Origin of the sequence: Actinomycetospora sp. NBC_00405, from assembly GCF_036044095.1 — a bacterium.
Lineage (GTDB): Bacteria > Actinomycetota > Actinomycetes > Mycobacteriales > Pseudonocardiaceae > Actinomycetospora > Actinomycetospora callitridis.
Genome location: NZ_CP107938.1, coordinates 3792491 through 3809812, shown reverse-complemented (window position 1 = coordinate 3809812; position 17322 = coordinate 3792491). Strand labels below are relative to the sequence as shown.

Annotated in this window: 15 protein-coding genes, 1 tRNA gene and 1 other RNA gene; 10 read left to right on the top strand and 7 right to left on the bottom strand. The window is 75.8% G+C overall.

What is annotated here, in order from left to right; genetic code table 11:
- Nucleotides 1-93: 93 nt before the first annotated feature.
- The 3 genes from OG774_RS18800 to OG774_RS18790 all read left to right on the top strand — a co-directional run bounded on the left by OG774_RS18800 (nt 94) and on the right by OG774_RS18790 (nt 3518).
- Nucleotides 94-747 carry an RNA polymerase sigma factor gene (locus tag OG774_RS18800; RefSeq protein WP_328303201.1) on the top strand — a complete coding sequence of 218 codons (654 nt, stop codon included), beginning with the start codon at nt 94-96 and terminating at the stop codon, nt 745-747.
- The gene (locus tag OG774_RS18795) at nt 744-1577 is read left to right on the top strand and encodes an anti-sigma factor domain-containing protein (RefSeq protein WP_328303199.1); all 834 of its coding nucleotides are present in this window, start codon (nt 744-746) and stop codon (nt 1575-1577) included. The genes OG774_RS18800 and OG774_RS18795 overlap by 4 nt, the downstream gene beginning before the upstream one ends.
- A gap of 180 nt (nt 1578-1757) precedes the next feature.
- On the top strand, nt 1758-3518 hold the full coding sequence (locus OG774_RS18790) for an ATP-dependent DNA ligase (protein WP_328303198.1): 1761 nt from the start codon (nt 1758-1760) through the stop codon (nt 3516-3518).
- Nucleotides 3519-3540: 22 nt separating this feature from the next.
- On the opposite strand, the gene OG774_RS18785 is transcribed toward OG774_RS18790, so the two are convergent.
- Together OG774_RS18785 and OG774_RS18780 are read right to left on the bottom strand one after the other, a co-directional pair.
- Complete coding sequence (locus OG774_RS18785) at nt 3541-5067, bottom strand: transposase (protein WP_328303196.1); 1527 nt, start codon at nt 5065-5067, stop codon at nt 3541-3543.
- 297 nt (nt 5068-5364) lie between these two features.
- Entirely contained in the window at nt 5365-5631 is a 267-nt protein-coding gene (locus OG774_RS18780; RefSeq protein ID WP_328303191.1) for a hypothetical protein, read from the bottom strand.
- A gap of 242 nt (nt 5632-5873) precedes the next feature.
- Between OG774_RS18780 and OG774_RS18775 the strand changes: the two genes are divergently transcribed.
- The 3 genes from OG774_RS18775 to OG774_RS18765 are packed head-to-tail and all read left to right on the top strand — an operon-like array spanning nt 5874 to nt 8929.
- On the top strand, nt 5874-6728 hold the full coding sequence (locus OG774_RS18775; RefSeq protein WP_328303189.1) for a hypothetical protein: 855 nt from the start codon (nt 5874-5876) through the stop codon (nt 6726-6728).
- 18 nt (nt 6729-6746) lie between these two features.
- Complete coding sequence (locus tag OG774_RS18770; protein WP_328303187.1) at nt 6747-8036, top strand: Gfo/Idh/MocA family protein; 1290 nt, start codon at nt 6747-6749, stop codon at nt 8034-8036.
- An 8-nt stretch (nt 8037-8044) separates the two neighbouring features.
- Nucleotides 8045-8929, top strand: a complete 885-nt coding sequence (locus OG774_RS18765) for a TIGR03619 family F420-dependent LLM class oxidoreductase (RefSeq protein WP_328303185.1) — start codon at nt 8045-8047, stop codon at nt 8927-8929.
- An 8-nt stretch (nt 8930-8937) separates the two neighbouring features.
- Here OG774_RS18765 and OG774_RS18760 read toward each other — a convergent pair whose 3' ends face one another.
- Genes OG774_RS18760 through OG774_RS18750 form a run of 3 tightly spaced genes read right to left on the bottom strand, consistent with a single transcriptional unit; the run spans nt 8938 to nt 11916 of the window.
- Nucleotides 8938-10050, bottom strand: coding sequence for an ROK family transcriptional regulator (locus OG774_RS18760; RefSeq protein WP_328303183.1), 1113 nt, complete (start codon nt 10048-10050; stop codon nt 8938-8940).
- A 38-nt stretch (nt 10051-10088) separates the two neighbouring features.
- Nucleotides 10089-11090, bottom strand: coding sequence for a Gfo/Idh/MocA family protein (locus OG774_RS18755; protein ID WP_328303181.1), 1002 nt, complete (start codon nt 11088-11090; stop codon nt 10089-10091).
- 13 nt (nt 11091-11103) lie between these two features.
- A complete protein-coding gene (locus OG774_RS18750) occupies nt 11104-11916 on the bottom strand; it encodes an LmeA family phospholipid-binding protein (protein ID WP_328303179.1) in 813 nt (270 codons plus the stop codon).
- Nucleotides 11917-12153: 237 nt separating this feature from the next.
- Between OG774_RS18750 and OG774_RS18745 the strand changes: the two genes are divergently transcribed.
- The gene (locus OG774_RS18745) at nt 12154-13041 is read left to right on the top strand and encodes a hypothetical protein (protein WP_328303177.1); all 888 of its coding nucleotides are present in this window, start codon (nt 12154-12156) and stop codon (nt 13039-13041) included.
- A gap of 114 nt (nt 13042-13155) precedes the next feature.
- Here the strand turns inward: OG774_RS18745 and OG774_RS18740 are convergent.
- Nucleotides 13156-13241, bottom strand: a tRNA-Ser gene (locus tag OG774_RS18740).
- Between the two features lie 86 nt (nt 13242-13327).
- On the opposite strand from OG774_RS18740, the gene ffs reads away from it, so the two are divergent.
- Nucleotides 13328-13422, top strand: an RNA gene (gene ffs / locus OG774_RS18735) — signal recognition particle sRNA small type.
- 44 nt (nt 13423-13466) lie between these two features.
- Nucleotides 13467-15599, top strand: coding sequence for a DNA polymerase III subunit gamma and tau (locus OG774_RS18730; RefSeq protein WP_328303175.1), 2133 nt, complete (start codon nt 13467-13469; stop codon nt 15597-15599).
- On the opposite strand, the gene OG774_RS18725 is transcribed toward OG774_RS18730, so the two are convergent.
- Complete coding sequence (locus OG774_RS18725) at nt 15596-16636, bottom strand: aldo/keto reductase (protein WP_328303173.1); 1041 nt, start codon at nt 16634-16636, stop codon at nt 15596-15598. The two genes, OG774_RS18730 and OG774_RS18725, sit on opposite strands and share 4 nt — an antisense overlap.
- Nucleotides 16637-16713: 77 nt before the next feature.
- Between OG774_RS18725 and OG774_RS18720 the strand changes: the two genes are divergently transcribed.
- Nucleotides 16714-17310 carry a TetR-like C-terminal domain-containing protein gene (locus tag OG774_RS18720; RefSeq protein WP_328303171.1) on the top strand — a complete coding sequence of 199 codons (597 nt, stop codon included), beginning with the start codon at nt 16714-16716 and terminating at the stop codon, nt 17308-17310.
- Nucleotides 17311-17322: the final 12 nt, after the last annotated feature.

Genomic DNA, 17322 nt, shown 5'->3' with positions numbered 1-17322 from the left:
GTGATGCCGGCTCGTGCGGACGCCCCACCCGAGGTGGGGGGCACGTCCGCCGCAGCCGGCACGGCACGGGACGGGCGGCGTGGCCGATCCCCGATGTCCGCGGTGCCGCCCGTCGAGGCGGCGGAGCCCGCGGTACCCGCTGTGCCGTCGGGCGGCGAGGCCGCGGCCGCCGACGCCGCGCTGCTCGTTCGTCTCTCCGACCGCGAGACCGCGGCGCTCGACGCCCTCTACCAGCGCTACGGGCGCCCGGCCTACTCGCTCGCGCGGCGCATCTGCGCCGACGACGGGCTGGCCGAGGACGTCGTGCAGGAGGTCTTCCTCGCGCTCTGGCGCGACCCCGGGAAGTTCGACCCGGGGCGCGGCACCGTCGCGAGCTGGCTGATGACGCTGGTGCACCACAAGGCCGTCGACGCCGTGCGCCGCGAGGCCACCCGCCGTCGCCACCACCCGACGACGGGCGAGCCGGACGAGGGCGTGCCCGCCGCGGGCCCGTCCGCCGCGCGCCAGGCGCTCGGCGCGGTGCTCGGCGAGCAGGTCCGCGCGGCGATGGGGCGGCTGCCCACCGAGCAGCGCACCGCGCTCGGGCTCGCCTACTACGGCGGCTACTCCCAGCGCGAGGTCGCGAGCCTCACCGGCGTACCGATCGGCACCGTGAAGTCGCGGATGTTCGCGGGCGTGGCACGGCTGCGCGTCCTGCTCGGCCCGGTCCTCGGCTCCTCGGCGGATGCGCTCGGGGACCTCGCGTGAGCACGTGTCCCCAGCGCGCCGACGCCGTCGGCGCCGCCTTCTCCGCGCTCGAGCCCGACGAGGAACGCGCCGTGCAGGCCCACCTGCCGCACTGCGCCGACTGCCGTCGCGCCTTCGACGAGGCCCTCGAGGTGGTCGCCGCCCTCGGCGCCGCGGTCCCGTCCCTCGAGCCGCCCGCCGAGCTGAAGGGCCGGGTCCTCACCGCGGCCCGGGCCGAGCCCGGGATGCCGGTGCGTCCGGTGCGCCGCCCGGCCACAGCCCGCCCGATCGACGACGGACCCCGGCCCCCCGGCACGACCCCGCGGCGCCGGTCGCGGCAGCTCGTCACCGCCGCCGGCGGCCTGGTCGCCGCGGTGGTGCTCGGTGTGGGCCTCATCGTGGCGCGCGGCGTGCTGCCCACGCAGGAGGCGCCGCCGGACACACCGGCGGTCGCGCTGGACCAGCAGGCCGACCGGGTGGTCGACGACGCCCGGTCGCGCGACCCCGGCCTGCGCTCCGCGGTGCTGCGCGGCCCGGACGGCAACCCCGCGGCGGTGGTGCTCGACCCGGGTGACGCCGCGGCCCCGGTCCGCATGGTGTCGCTGGACCTCCCCGCGACCGGGAACCAGCGCGACTACGTCCTGTGGGCCACCGGCCTGCCCGGCAACGCTCCGGTCGCCGTGGCCGTCATGGACCCCGCTGACGGCGTGACACGCCCCCTGGACGCGACGGCCCAGCCGCCCGGACCCGGGGACCCGGCGCCGCGTGGGTGGGCGGTCTCGGTCGAGCCCGCGGGCCCCGTGCCCGCGCGGCCGTCGACGGTCGTCGCGGTCGGGCTGGCGGCGGCCTGAGGCTGCTCGCCCACCCGCGACACGCCGTTCCACCGTTCGTCGCTGCTCACCGTTCCCCGGTCGCAGTCCGCGCGCGCCGCGTCCGCGACGACGGTGCCACCGTCGGGGTCCGCGGATACCGTGGACCCTGCCGGCGATCACCCCGCCGGCGGTGGCGAGCGGGTCGGGGAGGTGGCGCCGATGGCAGGGGTGTCTGCTCTCACGACCGGGGAGCTCGGCGTCACGTCGGCCACCGACCACACCGAGGCCTCGCCCGGGCGCCCCATGCTCGCGAGCGCGGGCGACGTCCCGCGCGGCGCGGGCTGGGCGTTCGAGTTCCTCTGGGACGGGCTGCGCTGCCTCGCGCGCACCGGTGACGAGGGCCTGCGGCTGGTCACCGACGCCGGGCGCGACGTCACGTCGCACTTCCCGGAGCTCGGGGTCGCGGCGCCCTGGACGAGCACCGGCGGGCTCGTCCTCGACGGGGTCGTCGTCGCCCTCGACGGGGTGGGCCGCCCCAGCGCCGGCAAGCTGCGCCGCCGGGCCCGCGTCGCCCACCCGTCGGAGATCCTGCAGGCGCGCGTGCCGGTCTCCTACTACGTGTTCGACGTGCTGGAGGTGGCCGGCGTGTCGACGCGCCGCCTGCCCTACCGCCAGCGCCGCGAGCTGCTCACCGAGCTCGACCTCTCCGGCAGCCGCGTCGTCATCCCCCCGTACTTCACCGGCGTGGGCGCCGAGGCCGTGGTCACCACGGCGCGGCGCTACGGCCTCGACGGCGTGGTCGCCAAGCGCCTCGAGTCCACCTACCAGGTCGGCCGGCGCTCGCGGAGCTGGATCGAGACGCCCGTACGTCGTGTCCAGGACGTGGTGGTCGGCGGCTGGATCCCGGCGCGCGGGCAGCCGGACACCGTCGGGGCGCTGCTGGTCGGGGTGCCGGGCGAGTCGGGGCTGCGCTACTCCGGCCGCGTGCTCACCGGGGTCACCGCGGCGGCGCGCCGCGAGCTCGACGGCGTGCTCGGCGCGCTCGAGCGGCCCGAGAACCCCTTCGTCGACGTCGTGCCGGAGGACGCGCAGGGCGCCGCGCGCTGGCTGGTCCCGCGCCTGGTCGGGCAGGTGGAGCACCGGCGCTGGACGGCCACCGGGCTGCTCGAGCGCCCGGCGTGGCAGGGGCTGCGCGCGGCGCACCCGGCCACGGTCGCGGCGCCGGTGCTCGCGGCGCCGGTGGTCGACACCGATCTCGAGCTCGACGACCTCGAGACCGCCGAGTCCCCGAGCGGCGGGCGGCGCACCCGCCCGTCGGCCGCCGTCGCCGACGTCGTCACGACGCCCTCGCCCGAGGACGTCGAGTCGGCCCTGCGCTCGCGCTTCTCGGCGCACTTCGTGCACAACACGCTCACCGCGATCGCGTCCTACGTGCGCACCGACCCGTCCCGGGCCCGCGAGCTGCTCACCGAGTTCGCCGACTTCACGCGGTACTCCTTCCGCTCCGGGGGCGAGCTGACGACGGTCGGCGACGAGCTGCGCAACGCCGAGCGGTACCTGACCCTCGAGCAGGCCCGGTTCGGCGCGCGGCTGCGGGCGGAGGTCGCCGTCGCGCCCGAGGTGCGCGGCGTCCTGGTGCCGCCCTTCGTCGTGGCGCCGCTGGTGGAGAACGCCGTGCGCCACGGCATCGAGCCGGTCCCCGGGGGCGGCGCGGTCAGCGTCTTCGCCTCGGGCTCCGGGTCCGACTGCGTGATCACCGTGTCGGACGACGGCGCCGGCATGGGGCCCGAGGCCACGCGCACGGCCTCGCAGGTCGATCGCCGTCACGGCGGCATCGCCGAGGTCTCCCGCCGGCTCCACGCGGCCTTCGGGTCGCAGTGCGACGTCCACGTCGACACCCGGCCCGGTGTCGGCACGGCGGTCCGGATGCGCATCCCGGCGATCTCGACGGCCGAACCGAGCCGGACCCTCGTCGGCTGATTCCCTATCGGGGATCGGGGTGTCAAGGAGCCTTGCGCGTGGTGGTGGGCCGGCGTGAGGATCCGTGGTGGGGAAGGTCGCCTCGTTTGTCGACGCCGCGTGCGTTTGACCGTTCATGTCCTGCGAGGACTTGCTGAGGGGCCTTCCCCGCCTTCGTCTTGGGGGGCTGGTGCTTGCGGCTGCGGCGGCGGGCGCGGACCTCGGTGGAGACGGTCCACCGCTCGGCGATGATGGTCTTGGCCCGCTCGGGGTTCACCGGGGTGCCGTCGGTGTCGCAGACGACGTAGGGCATCCGGCGGCGCATGACCGTCCAAGCCCGTTCGGCCAGGGCAGCGGCGACCACACAGAGCGCTTTGGTGTGTTCGGCGCCGCGCTCGACGACCTGGGTGTAGTAGATCCTTGCCAGCTGGGGGTCCTGCTTGCGGGCGTGGTCGGCGGCGCGGACCAGGGTGGTGCGCAGCAGCGCCGGGCCGGCCTTGCTCATGGGCTGGCCCTTGCGGTCGGTCTCGCCGGTCTCCGAGGCCCGCGGGGCGAGCCCGGTGAAGGACTTGAAGTGACGGGCCGACGGGAAGCGATCGGCCCGTCCCATGATCGCGGCCAGGGCCGGGCCACCGACGGCGGCCAGGCCGGGCAGGCTGCGGGCCAGCTGGCCGGGATCGGCCCACCGATAGGCCTCCTCGCGCGCCTGGGCGTGACCGGCGAGCTCGGCCTGGGTCGCGCGTAGCAGTCGCACCTCGCTGGCGACCTCGGCGGCCAGATCGGTGAACGGCATGGCCGGGTAGGCCCGGTAGAGCTCGACCGCCTCGGTCGCCGCCGCCCGCCAGGCCGCAGCCCGCTCGGCGCCCTGATGGCCGTGCGAGGCCTTCACGATCACGGCGGTGAGCCGGGCCGGCCCGGCCCGCAGCAACACGCGGGGGTCGGCGAAGCGCTCGAGCACGGCCAGATCGGCGACGCCGAGATCGCCGGTCAGCGCAGTGGCCGGCATCAGCTGGCGGGCCAGGTCCTTGATCCGCACCTTGTGCTCGGTGGCGGCCCGGGTCAACCGATCTGTGGCCCGCACCCGCCGGTCCAGCGCTGCGGCCTCGACCCCGGGCAACTCCACCGGCGCCAGCCCCTGTAAGGCGACCAGCGGCAGCCGGGCCAGGGTGTCGGCATCGATGCCGTTGCTCTTGGCGTGCCGGGACAGGAACCGCCGCAGGTCCGCGGCCTTGGCGCTCGAGACTCGGTAGACGGTGTGGCCGCGGCCGGTGAAGAACACCGCCACCGGTAACCACGCCGGTCCGGTCGGCTCGATCACCACCTCCAACCGCGTTCCCGCCTCGGCCCCGGCCAGCGCCGCGGACTCGACCCGAGCGAATTCCTCGACCGTCGGCGCACAACGACGCCGACACACCTGCTGACCCTCGCCGTCGAGCACCCGCACCGTGTGCGCGCTCGCGATCCCCAGATCGATCCCGACCAGCCGTCGACCCACGCTGCCCCACTCCTTCGTCGTCGCTGACATCAGCTCCGACCAGGCCCGGATCGGGCGGCGTGTCTGCTCGGCCACGGTCCCCAAAGGCGGCGTGCGCGTCCTGACGACGGCTCCCACTCATGTGCTGCAACCAGGCCCGACCTCGACCGGCATCGGCCTACTTCCCTCATCCGGGACACCGTGGCCAGGCCAGCGGTGGCAATCAGCCGAACAAGGCCCGAACGACCCTCAGATCGCCCGCCCTCAGAGGCACCTCATCGCCACCCACCGGACCAGCCGGGATGCGCATGCAACCCTGCAAGCCCGAGCTGATCAACGCCCGGAGCGCTTTACATGAGGTCCGGCCCGGCTCCGGCGCAGGAGGGGGCCGGCCTAGTCGTGGTCCTCGTCCACCACCGCGCAGGTGATGTCCGACGGCGCCGCGTCACTGCCCCCGAGGACGTCGGACAGGATCGGGATGCCGGCGTCCACCCCGCAGGCCTGGACGGGCAGCACGGTCAGGTCGTTGAGCAGCGCGATCCCGGTGTCGCCGTCGTCGGTGGGAACGGGGTCGGCCGAGGCGAGCGGGGCCGCGGCGAGCAGCCCGGCGGCGGACAGGGCGACCGATGCCGACAGGGTGGCGGCAACGCGTCGGAACATGGCGGGACTCCTCGCAGAGGGCGGTACGGGAGCGACCGTTCGTCGTAACGCTCGTTGCGATGAACGGTCGCTCCGGACTCAACTCCGCGCCCCGGAGCCGGGCAATCGCTGCGACGAAGGCCCACCGGAAAGCGTGGTGACCGGTTGAACGGGACAAGCGCCGGCAACGCGCGACGAACGGTGATCCGGGGACGACGAACGGCAGCTCGGTGAGCCGCGCACGGCGGCGGCACGATGGAGCCGTGGAGGTGCTCGCGGTGGACTGGTCGGGGGACGCCCGCGCGTCCCACCGGCGCATCCGCGTCGCGAGCGCGCGGCCCGGGCGCCTCGTGGACGTCCGCGCCGGCCTCGACCGCGAGGGCGTCACCGCGCACCTGATCGCCCGCGCCGCAGGGACGCCCCTCGTCGTCGGTCTCGACTTCTCCTTCGGCCTGCCCGCCTGGTTCGCCCGCGAGCACGGGTGCGGGGACGTCGCGGCCCTGTGGGACCTCGTGGCCCGCGACGGCGAGGAGTGGCTGCGGGCCTGCCGGCCGCCGTTCTGGGGTCGCGGCCCGGTGCCCCGCCCGCCGCACGACCCGGCGCGCCCGGGGTACCGGGCGACCGAGGAGGCCGCCCGCGCCGCCGGCCTCGATCCCCGCTCCACGTTCCAGATCGGGGGCGCGGGCGCCGTCGGCACCGGCTCGCTGCGGGGCATGCCCCAGCTCGCGCGGCTGCGGGCCGCGGGGTTCGCGGTGTGGCCGTTCGACGACGCCGGGCCGGCCACGGTGGTCGAGATCTACCCGCGGATCCACACCGGACCCGTCGTGAAGCGCTCGGCGACGGCCCGCCGCGCGGTCGTCGACGCCGACCCCCGCATCCCGGCGGATCTGTGTGACGCCGTCGTCGACACCGAGGACGCGTTCGACGCGGCGCTCTCGGCGCTGGACATGGCCGAGCACCGGGGCGAGCTGGCGGCGTTGGGGGCCGCCGCGCCGGGCAGCCCGGAGTCGATCGAGGGCGCGCTGTGGCGTCCGGCCCGTCGGGATGCTCCGGATGCGGGCCATACCCGGCGACGGTGTGCACCCGTCGGGGGCAGGATGTCCCCCGGGCGGGGGTAGCAGCAGGGAGGAACGCGCGTGAGCTTCGGATCACGTCCGGTCCGGGTCGGGATCGTCGGTGCCGGCGGTCGGGGTCGTCTGCACGCTCGGAACGTCCTCCTGGCGGGCGGGATGGTGACGGCCGTCGCCGAGCCGCGACAGGAGCGCCGCGCACGTCTGGCGGACGCCTGCGACGTCCCGGAGCAGGCCCGGTTCGCGCGGTGGACGGACCTGGCCGAGCACGCGGACCTCGTCGACGTCGTCGTGATCGCGACCCAGGACAACGACCACGTCGACCCCGCCATCGCGTTCGCCGAGCGCGGCGTGCACCTGCTCGTCGAGAAGCCGATCGCCCCGGACGAGGCGGCCGCGCTGCGCGTCGCCGAGGTCGTGCGCCGGAGCGGCGTCCTCTTCTCGATCTGCCACCCCCTGCGCTACGCGCCCTACACCGCGGCGCTCGTCGCGGCCCTGCGGGCGGGCCGGATCGGCGACCTCGTGTCGGTGCAGCACCTGGAACCGGTCGGCGCCTGGCACTTCGCCCACTCCTACGTGCGAGGGGAGTGGCGCCGGGAGGACCTCGCGTCGTCCCTGCTGCTCGCCAAGTGCTCGCACGACGTCGACCTGCTGACCCACCTCGTCGGCGCCCGCCCGACCCGCCTGTCCTCGTTCGGCCGGCTGAGTCACTTCCGGTCCGACAAGCAGCCCGAGGGCGCGTCGTCCCGCTGCCTGGACTGCGCGGTCGAGCCGACGTGCCCGTACTCGGCGCCGCGGCTCTACCGCTCGTGTCTGGGCGACTCCGAGTGGGAGCACCAGCTGCTCGGGGCCGTCACCGAGGTGCCGACGGCGGAGGCCCTCGACGAGGCGCTGCGCACCGGGCCCTACGGCCGGTGCGTCTACTGCTGCGACAACGACGTCGTCGACCACCAGGTCGTCGCGTTCGAGTTCGACAGCGGCATCACGGCCACGCACACCGTCACCGCGTTCTCGGATCTCGCGCCGCGACAGACCCGGGTGTTCGGCACCCACGGCGCGGTGGAGGGCGACGGCCACGCGCTGCGCTTCCACGACTTCCGGGCCCACCCCGGCCAGGCAATCGAGACGATCACGCCCGGCGACGGCCGCCCGCCCCACCAGGAGGGCGACGAGGAGCTCGTGCGCGCCTTCCTGCGCGCCGTCGCCGACGACGACCCGTCGGCGGTGCTCACGGGTCTCGACGAGACGCTGACGAGCCACCGCATCGTCTGGGCGGCCGAGCGGTCGCGGCGCTCCGGGGAGACGGTGACGCTCGACTGGGACCCCCTCGGCGACTCCGTCGGAGTCGGCGGATGAGGATCGGCGTGACCGTCCCCAACTTCGGCCCCGCCGCGACGGTCGACTCGCTGCGCGCGTGGGCCGCCCTGGTGGAGGACGCCGGGTTCGCTTTCCTCATGGTCGGTGACCACGTCGCCGCGACCCCGGACGTCACCGCCGCCTACCCGGGCCCGTTCTGGGAGCCCCTGACGCTGCTGGGCTACCTCGCGGGCGTCACCCGGCGCGTCGAGCTGGGCACCACCGTCCTGGTCGTGCCGTACCGGGATCCGCTGCAGACGGCCCGCAGCCTCGCGGGACTCGACCAGCTCAGCGACGGGCGCCTGATCGTCGGCGTCGGCGTCGGGTGGGCACGCTCGGAGTTCGCGGCGCTCGGCATCGACCCGGGGCGTCGCGGGGAGATCACCGACGAGTACCTCGACGCGCTGCTCGCGCTGTGGAGCGACGACGTCGTGAGCTTCGCGGGCCGCCACGTCGCCTTCACCGACGTCGACACCCGACCGCGCCCGCGGCGCCGGCCGCACCCGCCGCTGTGGATCGGGGGCAACGGCGACGCCGCCCGCCGGCGCGCCGTCCGGTGGGGCCAGGCCTGGCACCCCCTGCGCGTGCCCGCGGGCTGGCTGCGGGCCGAGGGACTGCCCGCGCTGCGGCGCGCCGCGGACGAGGCCGGCCTGCCCGTGCCCGCGCTCGCCCCGCGGATCGTGCTGCACCCCTCCGACGAGCGCCGGCCGGACGCCGACCGCCTCGCCGGCGAGGGCCGTCCGGACCAGATCCGCGCCGACCTCGACGAGCTGCGGGACCTCGGGGCGACACACGTCCTGCTCGACACCCACCGGGACGCGACGACGATCGGGCACGACCACGCGGCGGAACGCGCGGTGCTCGAGGAGGCGGCGGGCTGGCTGCTGGGCTGACCCCGGCCTCAGCCCCGCGCGGAGACCAGGTTCTCCCACGCGAGACGGCGGGCCTCGGCCAGCGCGCCCCACAGCGGCGCGGTCTCGCCGAGCGCGCCTGCGGTCACCGGCACCTCCCGCGGAGCGAGCTCGGCGACCGTGGCCTCGACGTGCGCGAGCAGGCCCGGCAGGAGGCCGACCGGCCCGCCGAGCACGACCAGCGCGGGGTCGACGGTCGCGCACACGGCGACGGCGGCCTCTCCGAGCGTGCGCCCGGCCTGCGCGAGCACCTCGGCGTCGAGCGCGTCCGCAGTCGCCCGCAGGCCCTGCGCCGCGATCTGCTCCCCGAAGCGGAAGCGGCCCGTGCCCTCGCCGAGCGGCAGGTAGCCGATCTCCCCCGCGAGCCCCCGCGCACCGCGGACGAGCACCCCGTCGAGGACGAGCCCCATGCCGACGCTGTGTCGCTCGCCGACGTAGAGGTAGGCGAACGTGGACGTCCCGGACGCGGCGCCGTGATCGCGCTCGGCGAGCGCCGCGAAGTTGACGTCGTTGTCGAGCACGATCATCGAGGGGTCCACGCCGCGGACGTCCTCGGTGCTCACCACGCCCGCGGGGAAGGCGGACTCCCGCAGCTCGACGACCCGCCCGGTGGCGGGGTCGACGGGGTTGGCGATCGACACCGCGGCCGCCCGCACCGGGCGCCCGTGCCCGAGCCAGCGCTGGGCGAGCGTGTCGAGGACCTCGTGCAGGCGCGCCGCGACGACGTGCCCGTCCTCCGGCGGGTCGTGGTCCGACCGTTCCAGCGTGCGGCCTGTGAGGTCGCCGACCGCGCTGCGCACGACCGAGCGGTTGATCTCCACGGCGACGACGACGCCCGTGCCCGGGGCCAGGTCGTAGAGGGTGGCGACGGCGCCGGAAACCCCGGAGCGCGGACCGACGGCCACGAGCACCGCGTCGGACTCCATCCGCCGCACGGCCTCGCTGATGGCCGGCGGGGAGATCGCGGTGCGGCGGGCCAGCTCGGCACGGGTCAGCGGGCCGTTCTCGGCGGCGAGGCAGTCGAGGATCGCGCGCTCGGTGGTGGCCCGGCGCAGCCCGCTGTGCGGCGACGTCGCCCGCGCCGCCGGACCCGGCTCGTCCATGCCACCTCCTGGGCGTTGGCGTGCAGGGTAGGCGCTGGTCACACCGCCGTGTCGTCCTCCCGGAAGACGAGGCCGAGCTGGTCTCCCGCCTCGGCGAGGACGCCCTGCACGGCGAGCGTGTCGTCCAGCGGCATCACCGTGCTCTCGGTCGCGCCGGAGCGCAGGCACTCGGTGACCTCGACGAGCTCGTGGTAGAGCCCGGAGCCGGTGGCGGGCAGCTCGATCCGCTCGCCCGGGTCGTTGGTGTCGTGGTGCAGCACGATCGTGCTGGGGTGGTGGAAGCGGGGAAGGACGTCGATCCAGCCCGTGGTGCCGAAGACCCGCGCCTGCCCGGGCGACGGGCTGTGGAACGACGTCTGCAGCGTCGCGTAGCGCCCGTCCTCCCACGACAGCAGCATCGCGCCGTCGGCGTCGACACCGGTGGTCTCCCGGGACGCGACGGCGTGGACTCGGTCCGGGGTGCCCAGCACCATCTGCGCGAACGACACGGGGTAGACGCCCAGGTCGAGCAGCGCGCCCCCGCCCAGCTCGAGGGAGAAGAGGCGGTCGGTCGGGTCGACGTCGCGGACCGTGCCGAGGTCGGCCTGCACCGACCGGGGCTCGCCGATCTCGCCCTGCGCGATCAGTTCACGCATCCGCACGACGGCGGGCTGGAAGCGGGTCCACATCGCCTCCATCGCGAACACGCCCTGGGTGCGCGCGGTGTCGACCACCCGCCAGGCCCCGGCCAGCGTGGCCGTGAAGGTCTTCTCGACCAGGACGGCCTTGCCGGCCTCGAGGCACGCCACCGCGAGCGCGGCGTGCTGGGGGTGCGGCGTGGCGAGGTAGACGACGTCGACGTCCGGGTCGTCGACGAGGGCGCGGTAGCTGCCGTGCGCGCGCACGTCGGCACCACCGTGGTCGTCGGCGAAGGCCCGGGCGCGTTCCTCCGAGCGGGAGCCGACGGCGACGAGGGACGCGCCCTCGACCAGGGCCAGGTCCTCGGCGACCTTCGCGGCGATGCGGCCTGGTCCCGCGATGCCCCAGCGGATGTCCTGCATGGGGCTCACTGTGTCAGGACCCCGGACGGGCCAGGAGGTCGACGTCCCGCGCGGTCCCCGAGACCACCAGGACGCCGTCCTCGGCGCGCAGCTCCGTCGCGGAGATGGAGAACGGCAGCTCGCCGGGGTCGACGCTGGTGGAGAAGCCCGACAGCCGCGACCGCAGCGCGCTCGCCGCGACCTGCCCGGCCGCGCCCTCGCCGCCCTCGACGCGGATGTCGCGGGCCGAGAGGGTGATGCGCCCGCCGGAGAGCCGGAACGACGCGATGACCGCGACCTGCACCTGCTGGCCCTGCACGGTCGTCGACGACGTGAGGCGGACCGACGACGCCGGGTCCACGTCGGCCAGCGCCTCGCTGCTGCCCGAGGCGCCGGAGTCGTCGGCCTCGGCCTCGGAGCGCAGGCGCTCGAGGTCGGCCTCGGTGAGCGGCTCGATGGTCAGGTCGCCGACGTCGAGCAGCCGGGCGAGGTCGGTGGGGTTGACCCGCGCCGCCGCCGTGACCTGGCGGGCGGGGATCTCGCGGACCTGCCCGTTCACCAGGTTCTCCAGCGGCAGGGACACCCCGGAGAGGTCCGCGGTCAGTGTGAGGTCGCGCAGCTCGCCGTAACGGATGCCCGGCGCCGAGAGCCCGACGTCGTCGTAGCTCCCGGCGAGGGCCTGGGTGAGGAACGGGAAGCCGCGGATGTCGACGTCCGGCGGCTGCGGCAGGTCCAGCGAGCTCTGCAGCGCCGCCCCCACCCGGTCCTCGGCGACCCACCGGGCCGCGAAGTCGACACCGACCAGCACGGCGACGATCACGACCAGGGCGATCAGCAGTCCGCGCACGCCCGACACCGTGTCATCAGCCGTCGACGACGCGGTCGGCCGGGGCCGGGGCCGGACGGTTGCCGGACGACCGGCCTCGGGGGCCCGCGCGGCCGGTGGGCCGCGCTGCGCCGATCGGCGTGACTCCGGCCCGATCCCCGCGTGATCCGCGTGTCGACCGAGGCGGGCGGGCACCAGGCGGCGTTCCTGACGTCTCGAGCACCCGGGACGGCATCCGGCACGAGGATGGGGAGGCGCATGACCTCCGAGAAGCACGGCCAGACGTCACCGACGGTGTCCGACGCCGTCGCGACCTGGTTCGACGACGTGTTCCGCATCTACGGCGAGGTGGTGGACTCGCAGCGGCGCCTGGCCGTCGCGCTCGTCCACGCGTCCTCGCCGGTGCTCGACGTGGGGGAGCGGGCGAGCGAGAAGGCCGCGGCGGGCGCCGAGCGCCTGTCCGCGACGGTGCAGGCGCGGCGGCAGGCCCCGGGTCCCACCGTGGCGCCGACACCGGTCGCACCGGCACCGACGGGTCGCTCCGGCGACCAGGGGGACGACGAGGCGCTCCCGGCGTCCCGGGAGGACGTCGCCGGGCGGGAGGGCGACGCGACCCCGCGCGGTGGCGAGGGTTCCGGGGGCGAGGGCTCCAGCGTGGGTTCCCGGGGCGAGGGCTCCGGCGACGAGGAGATCGCCGACGTCACCGCGGCCGAGGCGGAGGCCGCCGGCACGGAGGAGGCCGTCGACACGGAGGAGGCCGCCGGCACGGAGGACGCCGACGCCGACGTCGCGGTCCCGACGGGGGCTGACGAGGACGACGTGGAGGCCGAGGCCATCGCCGAGTTCGACGTCGACGTGCCGGAGGACGTCGACACCCCGACGGAGACGGACACCGGGGCCGCGGAGGTCGCCGCGCCGGTGGACGTCGACGTCCCCACGGAGACCGAGACCGAGACCGGGACCGCGGGCGACGGGGCGGCTGGGGACGCCGGGGAGCGCGACAGGACGCCCCGGCGAGCGAACGGCGACGACGCGGACAGCTCCGGGCGGCGTCGCGCCACCGGCACCCGGAAGGCCTCCGGGGGTTCCCGGCCGGCGCGGCGGACGACCTCCGGCACGTCGAGCGGGCGCGGGACCTCGCGCTGATCCGGCGGTGCCGTCCCGGCCGAGCGCCGGGGCGGCACCGCGGCGCAGGACCGGGCACACGAACGCCGGCCGGGCCACGAGGGTCCGGCCGGCGTCGCCGCTGGTCAGCGGGTGCGGAGGATACGGGATTTGAACCCGTGAGGGTGTTGAGCCCTACACGATTTCCAATCGTGCGCCTTAGGCCGCTCGGCCAATCCTCCGCGGGGCACGATACAGCCCGGCGGGAGGCGCCGAGGGGGTCGGGGCGGCCCTCGCGTGGGGATCGGCCGGCTTCGTTACACTGGGCCACGGACCCCGCGCGGCGTCCATCCTGTGAACTCCCCCAGGGCCGGAAGGCAGCAAGGGTCAGCGGGCTCTGGCGGGTGCGCGGGGTCCCCTTCATCTCCCCTCCGGCGACGTCGGGGGGCCCGCGTAGCCTCGGGCTCGTGGCTCTGGCGCTCTACCGCAGGTACCGGCCGGCGACGTTCGCCGAGGTGGTCGGTCAGGAGCACGTCACCGATCCGCTGCGCACGGCGCTGGCCGCCGGCCGGATCAACCACGCCTACCTCTTCTCCGGGCCGCGGGGCTGCGGCAAGACGTCCAGCGCACGCATCCTGGCCCGCTCGCTGAACTGCGAGCAGGGTCCGACGCCCGACCCGTGCGGCGTCTGCGAGTCCTGCATCGCGCTCGCCCCCAACGGCCCCGGCTCGCTCGACGTCACCGAGATGGACGCCGCGAGCCACAACGGCGTCGACGACGCCCGTGAGCTGCGCGACCGCGCCCACTTCGCGCCGGTGAGCTCCCGCTACCGCGTCTTCATCATCGACGAGGCGCACATGGTCACCACGGCGGCGTTCAACGCGCTGCTCAAGGTGGTCGAGGAGCCGCCCGAGCACCTGATCTTCATCTTCGCCACCACCGAGCCGGACAAGGTGCTCACCACCATCCGCTCGCGCACCCACCACTACCCGTTCCGCCTGCTGCCGCCCAGCACGCTGCGCGGGCTCCTCGAGCGCATCTGCACCGAGGAGGGCGTGACGGTCGAGCCGGCCGTCTACCCGCTCGTGGTGCGAGCCGGCGGCGGGTCCGCCCGCGACTCGCTCTCGGTGCTCGACCAGCTGCTGGCCGGCGCCGGCGAGGAGGGCGTCACCTACTCCCACGCGGTGGGGCTGCTCGGGGTCACCGACGTCGCGATCCTCGACGACGTCGTCGATGCGCTCGGTGCCGGTGACGGGCCCGCGGTGTTCGGGGCGGTCGACCGGCTCGTCGAGGCGGGGCACGACCCACGGCGCTTCGCCGCCGACCTGCTGCAGCGCCTGCGCGACCTCATCCTCGTCCAGGCCGTCCCCGACGCCGGGGAGCGCGGTCTCGTCGACGTCCCCGCCGACGAGATGGAGCGGATGGTCGATCAGGCGCAGCGCCTCGGCCCGGCAGCGCTGGCCCGCCACGCGGAGCTCGTGCACACCGCGCTCACCGAGATGCGCGGGGCGACGGCCGCGCGGCTGCTGCTCGAGCTGGTCTGCGCCCGCATGCTGCTGCCCGCCGCCTCGTCGGCCGACGCGGCGATGATCCAGCGCCTCGAGGGCGTCGAGCGGCGCCTCGCGGTGGGCGCGCCCGGCCCGTCCGACGACGCGTCCTCCCGCTTCAGCCGGCCGTCGCAGCGGTCCGACGACGAAGCTCCCTCGCGCGCCGGCGAGCTCGACGCCACCGTCGTGCCGCCCACCGACCGGCCGACCGCCACCGTCGCGGCCCGCGACGAGCCGCCGCGCGACGCTCCCCGGGAGCGGCCGCACGCGGAGCCCCAGCGCCCGGAGCGCCCGGAACGGTCGGCCGCCCCCGAGCGTCCCGCTGCTCCGGAGCCCCCGCAGGCGCCCGAGCCCGAGCCGACCCCGGAGCCCCAGCGCGCCCCGGCGGCCGCCGGCGCGCTCGACGCCGCGGCGCTGCGCCGGGTCTGGCCCGAGGTGATGACCCAGGTCCGCGAGCGCAACAAGCCCACCCACGCGCTGCTGCAGAACGCGACGGTGACGGCGGTCGAGGGCACGACGATCACGCTCGGTATGCCGACGCCCCCGCTCGCGCGCCAGCTCTCCCAGCCCAACCGCGCCGACCACGTCGCCGCGGCGCTCGGGGCCGTGCTCTCGGGGCAGTGGACCGTGCAGGCGGTGCACGGCACCGGCGGGGGAGACGGCGGCGGTGGCGGTCAGGGCGGAGCGCGGGGCGGCGGACGCCCGGAGCAGAGCCGTCAACGCCCCGACCCGCCGCGGCGCCCCGAGCGCCCCCAGCGCCCGGAGCAGCCGCCGCGAGCGGACGCTCCTCCCGCCGAGGCTCCCGCCCGGGGTGGGTCGGGCGACGCCCCACCGGCCCGGCGCCCCGCCCCGCCGTCGGACATCCCGCCCCCTCCGGAGCCGCCTGAAGAAGATTCGGACGAGCACGCCGATAGGGTGTCCGAGGAGGACATGTACGCCGAGGCGGCCGCCGATCCGGGCGGGACCGCGGGCGGCGCGCGCGTCGATCCCGAGGAGGCGGCCATGGAGCTGCTGACCTCGCAGCTCGGCGCGCGGCGCGTCGACGGCCGCTAGCGAGCCGCCACGGGCGGGTTGAGCCGGGCGAAGCCTTCCTGGCGCTCGTACGGGAAGTGCGGGTAGGGCGCGGGGCGACGGCTGACCGCGTCGAGGCGGGTGAGCTGGTCACCGTCGAGGTCCCAGCCGACGGCGCCGAGGTTCTGCTCGAGCTGGTCGAGGTCGCGGGCGCCGACGATCACCGAGCTCACCGTTGGGCGGGTCGTCAGCCAGTTCAGGGCGATCTGCGGGACGGTCCGGCCGGTCTCGACGGCGATCGCCTCGAGGACGTCGACGACGTCGTGGAGCAGCTGGTCGTCCACCGGTGGCCCAGCGGCGGCGGTGGTGTGCAGCCGGCTCCCCGCCGGGAGCGGGGCCCCGCGGCGCACGCGACCTGTCAGACGGCCCCACCCGAGCGGGCTCCAGACCAGCGCCCCGACGCCCTCCTCGGAGCCGAGGGGCATGAGGTCCCACTCGTAGTCGCGCCCGATCAGCGAGTAGTAGACCTGGTGGGCCACGAAGCGGGGCCATCCGTGCTGGTCGGCACGCTCGAGGGCGCGCATGAGCTGCCACCCGGAGTAGTTGGAGACGCCGACGTAGCGGATCGTGCCGTCGTCGACGAGCCGGTCGAGGGTCGACAGGACCTCGTCGACGGGGGTCGAGGCGTCGTAGGCGTGGAGCTGGAACAGGTCGATGTGGTCGGTGCCCAGCCGGCGCAGCGCGTCGTGCACGGCGCGGCGGAGGTGCTGGCGGGAGGTGCCGGCGTCGTTCGCGCCGGGTCCGGCAGGGAGCGCGGCCTTCGTCGAGATCAGCACCTCGTCCCGGCGACGTCCCACCGCGGCGCCCAGGACCTCCTCCGAGGCGCCCTCGGAGTACACGTCGGCGGTGTCGAACAGCGTCACCCCGGCGTCGAGGCACCGGGCGACGATGTCCCGCGCCGCGGTGACGTCGGTCGAGCCCCAGGCCCCGAAGAGCTCTCCCCGCCCGCCGAACGTGCCGGCCCCGAAGCCCAGCACCGGCACGCGCAGTCCACTGCGGCCCAGCGTCCGATGTTCCATGACCACTCCTTAACGGTGCTTTAGTTCCGTTAACGACCGTAGCACAAACGGGACCAGAGAACCGATAAGCTGTGTCGGTGCCAGGAGCCGACGTCCGTCCCGGGGGCAGGGCCGCGCGGGTCCGGGCCGCGCTGCTCGACGCGGCGGCCGAGGCGCTCGTCGACGGCGGGCCGTCCGGGATCGACCTCGCCGAGCTCGCCCGTCGGGCCGGGATCGGCAAGACCACGGTCTACCGGCGGTGGGGCACCGTCGCCGCGGTCGTCAACGACCTCGTCGCCGACATGGCCGAGACGTCGTTGCCCCGGGTCGACACCGGCACGCTGGACGGCGACCTCGCGGCCAACGCCGACCTGGTCCGGTCGACCCTCGCCGACCCCCGCCAGGGCCGACTTTTCGCCGCGCTCGTCGCGTCGGCCACCGCCGATCCCGGCACCGCCGAGGCGCTGCGCGGCTTCTACGACCGCCGGATCGCCACGTGGAGCCCGTGCGTCATGGACGCCGTCGAGCGGGGGGAGGTGCCTCGCGGGACCGATCCCTCCGCGGTCGTCCGCGCGGTGTCCGCGCCGCTGTACTACCAGTTGCTCACCCGGGGCGAGGTGCCCACCAAGGACGACGCGCGCCGCGCCGCGCGGGCGGCGGCCGCGGCGGCGCGCGCCGGGGTCTTCGCGGAGTAGGGGTCCTGGGCG

What these genes read in the sequence shown, in the direction of transcription:
- OG774_RS18800 (WP_328303201.1), top strand. Translation starts at nt 94, where the DNA reads ATGTCCGCGGTGCCGCCCGTCGAGGCGGCGGAGCCCGCGGTACCCGCT.
- OG774_RS18780 (WP_328303191.1), bottom strand. Translation starts at nt 5,631, where the DNA reads ATGTTCCGACGCGTTGCCGCCACCCTGTCGGCATCGGTCGCCCTGTCC.
- OG774_RS18790 (WP_328303198.1), top strand. Translation starts at nt 1,758, where the DNA reads ATGGCAGGGGTGTCTGCTCTCACGACCGGGGAGCTCGGCGTCACGTCG.
- OG774_RS18725 (WP_328303173.1), bottom strand. Translation starts at nt 16,636, where the DNA reads ATGGAACATCGGACGCTGGGCCGCAGTGGACTGCGCGTGCCGGTGCTG.
- OG774_RS18760 (WP_328303183.1), bottom strand. Translation starts at nt 10,050, where the DNA reads ATGGACGAGCCGGGTCCGGCGGCGCGGGCGACGTCGCCGCACAGCGGG.
- OG774_RS18755 (WP_328303181.1), bottom strand. Translation starts at nt 11,090, where the DNA reads ATGCAGGACATCCGCTGGGGCATCGCGGGACCAGGCCGCATCGCCGCG.
- OG774_RS18745 (WP_328303177.1), top strand. Translation starts at nt 12,154, where the DNA reads ATGACCTCCGAGAAGCACGGCCAGACGTCACCGACGGTGTCCGACGCC.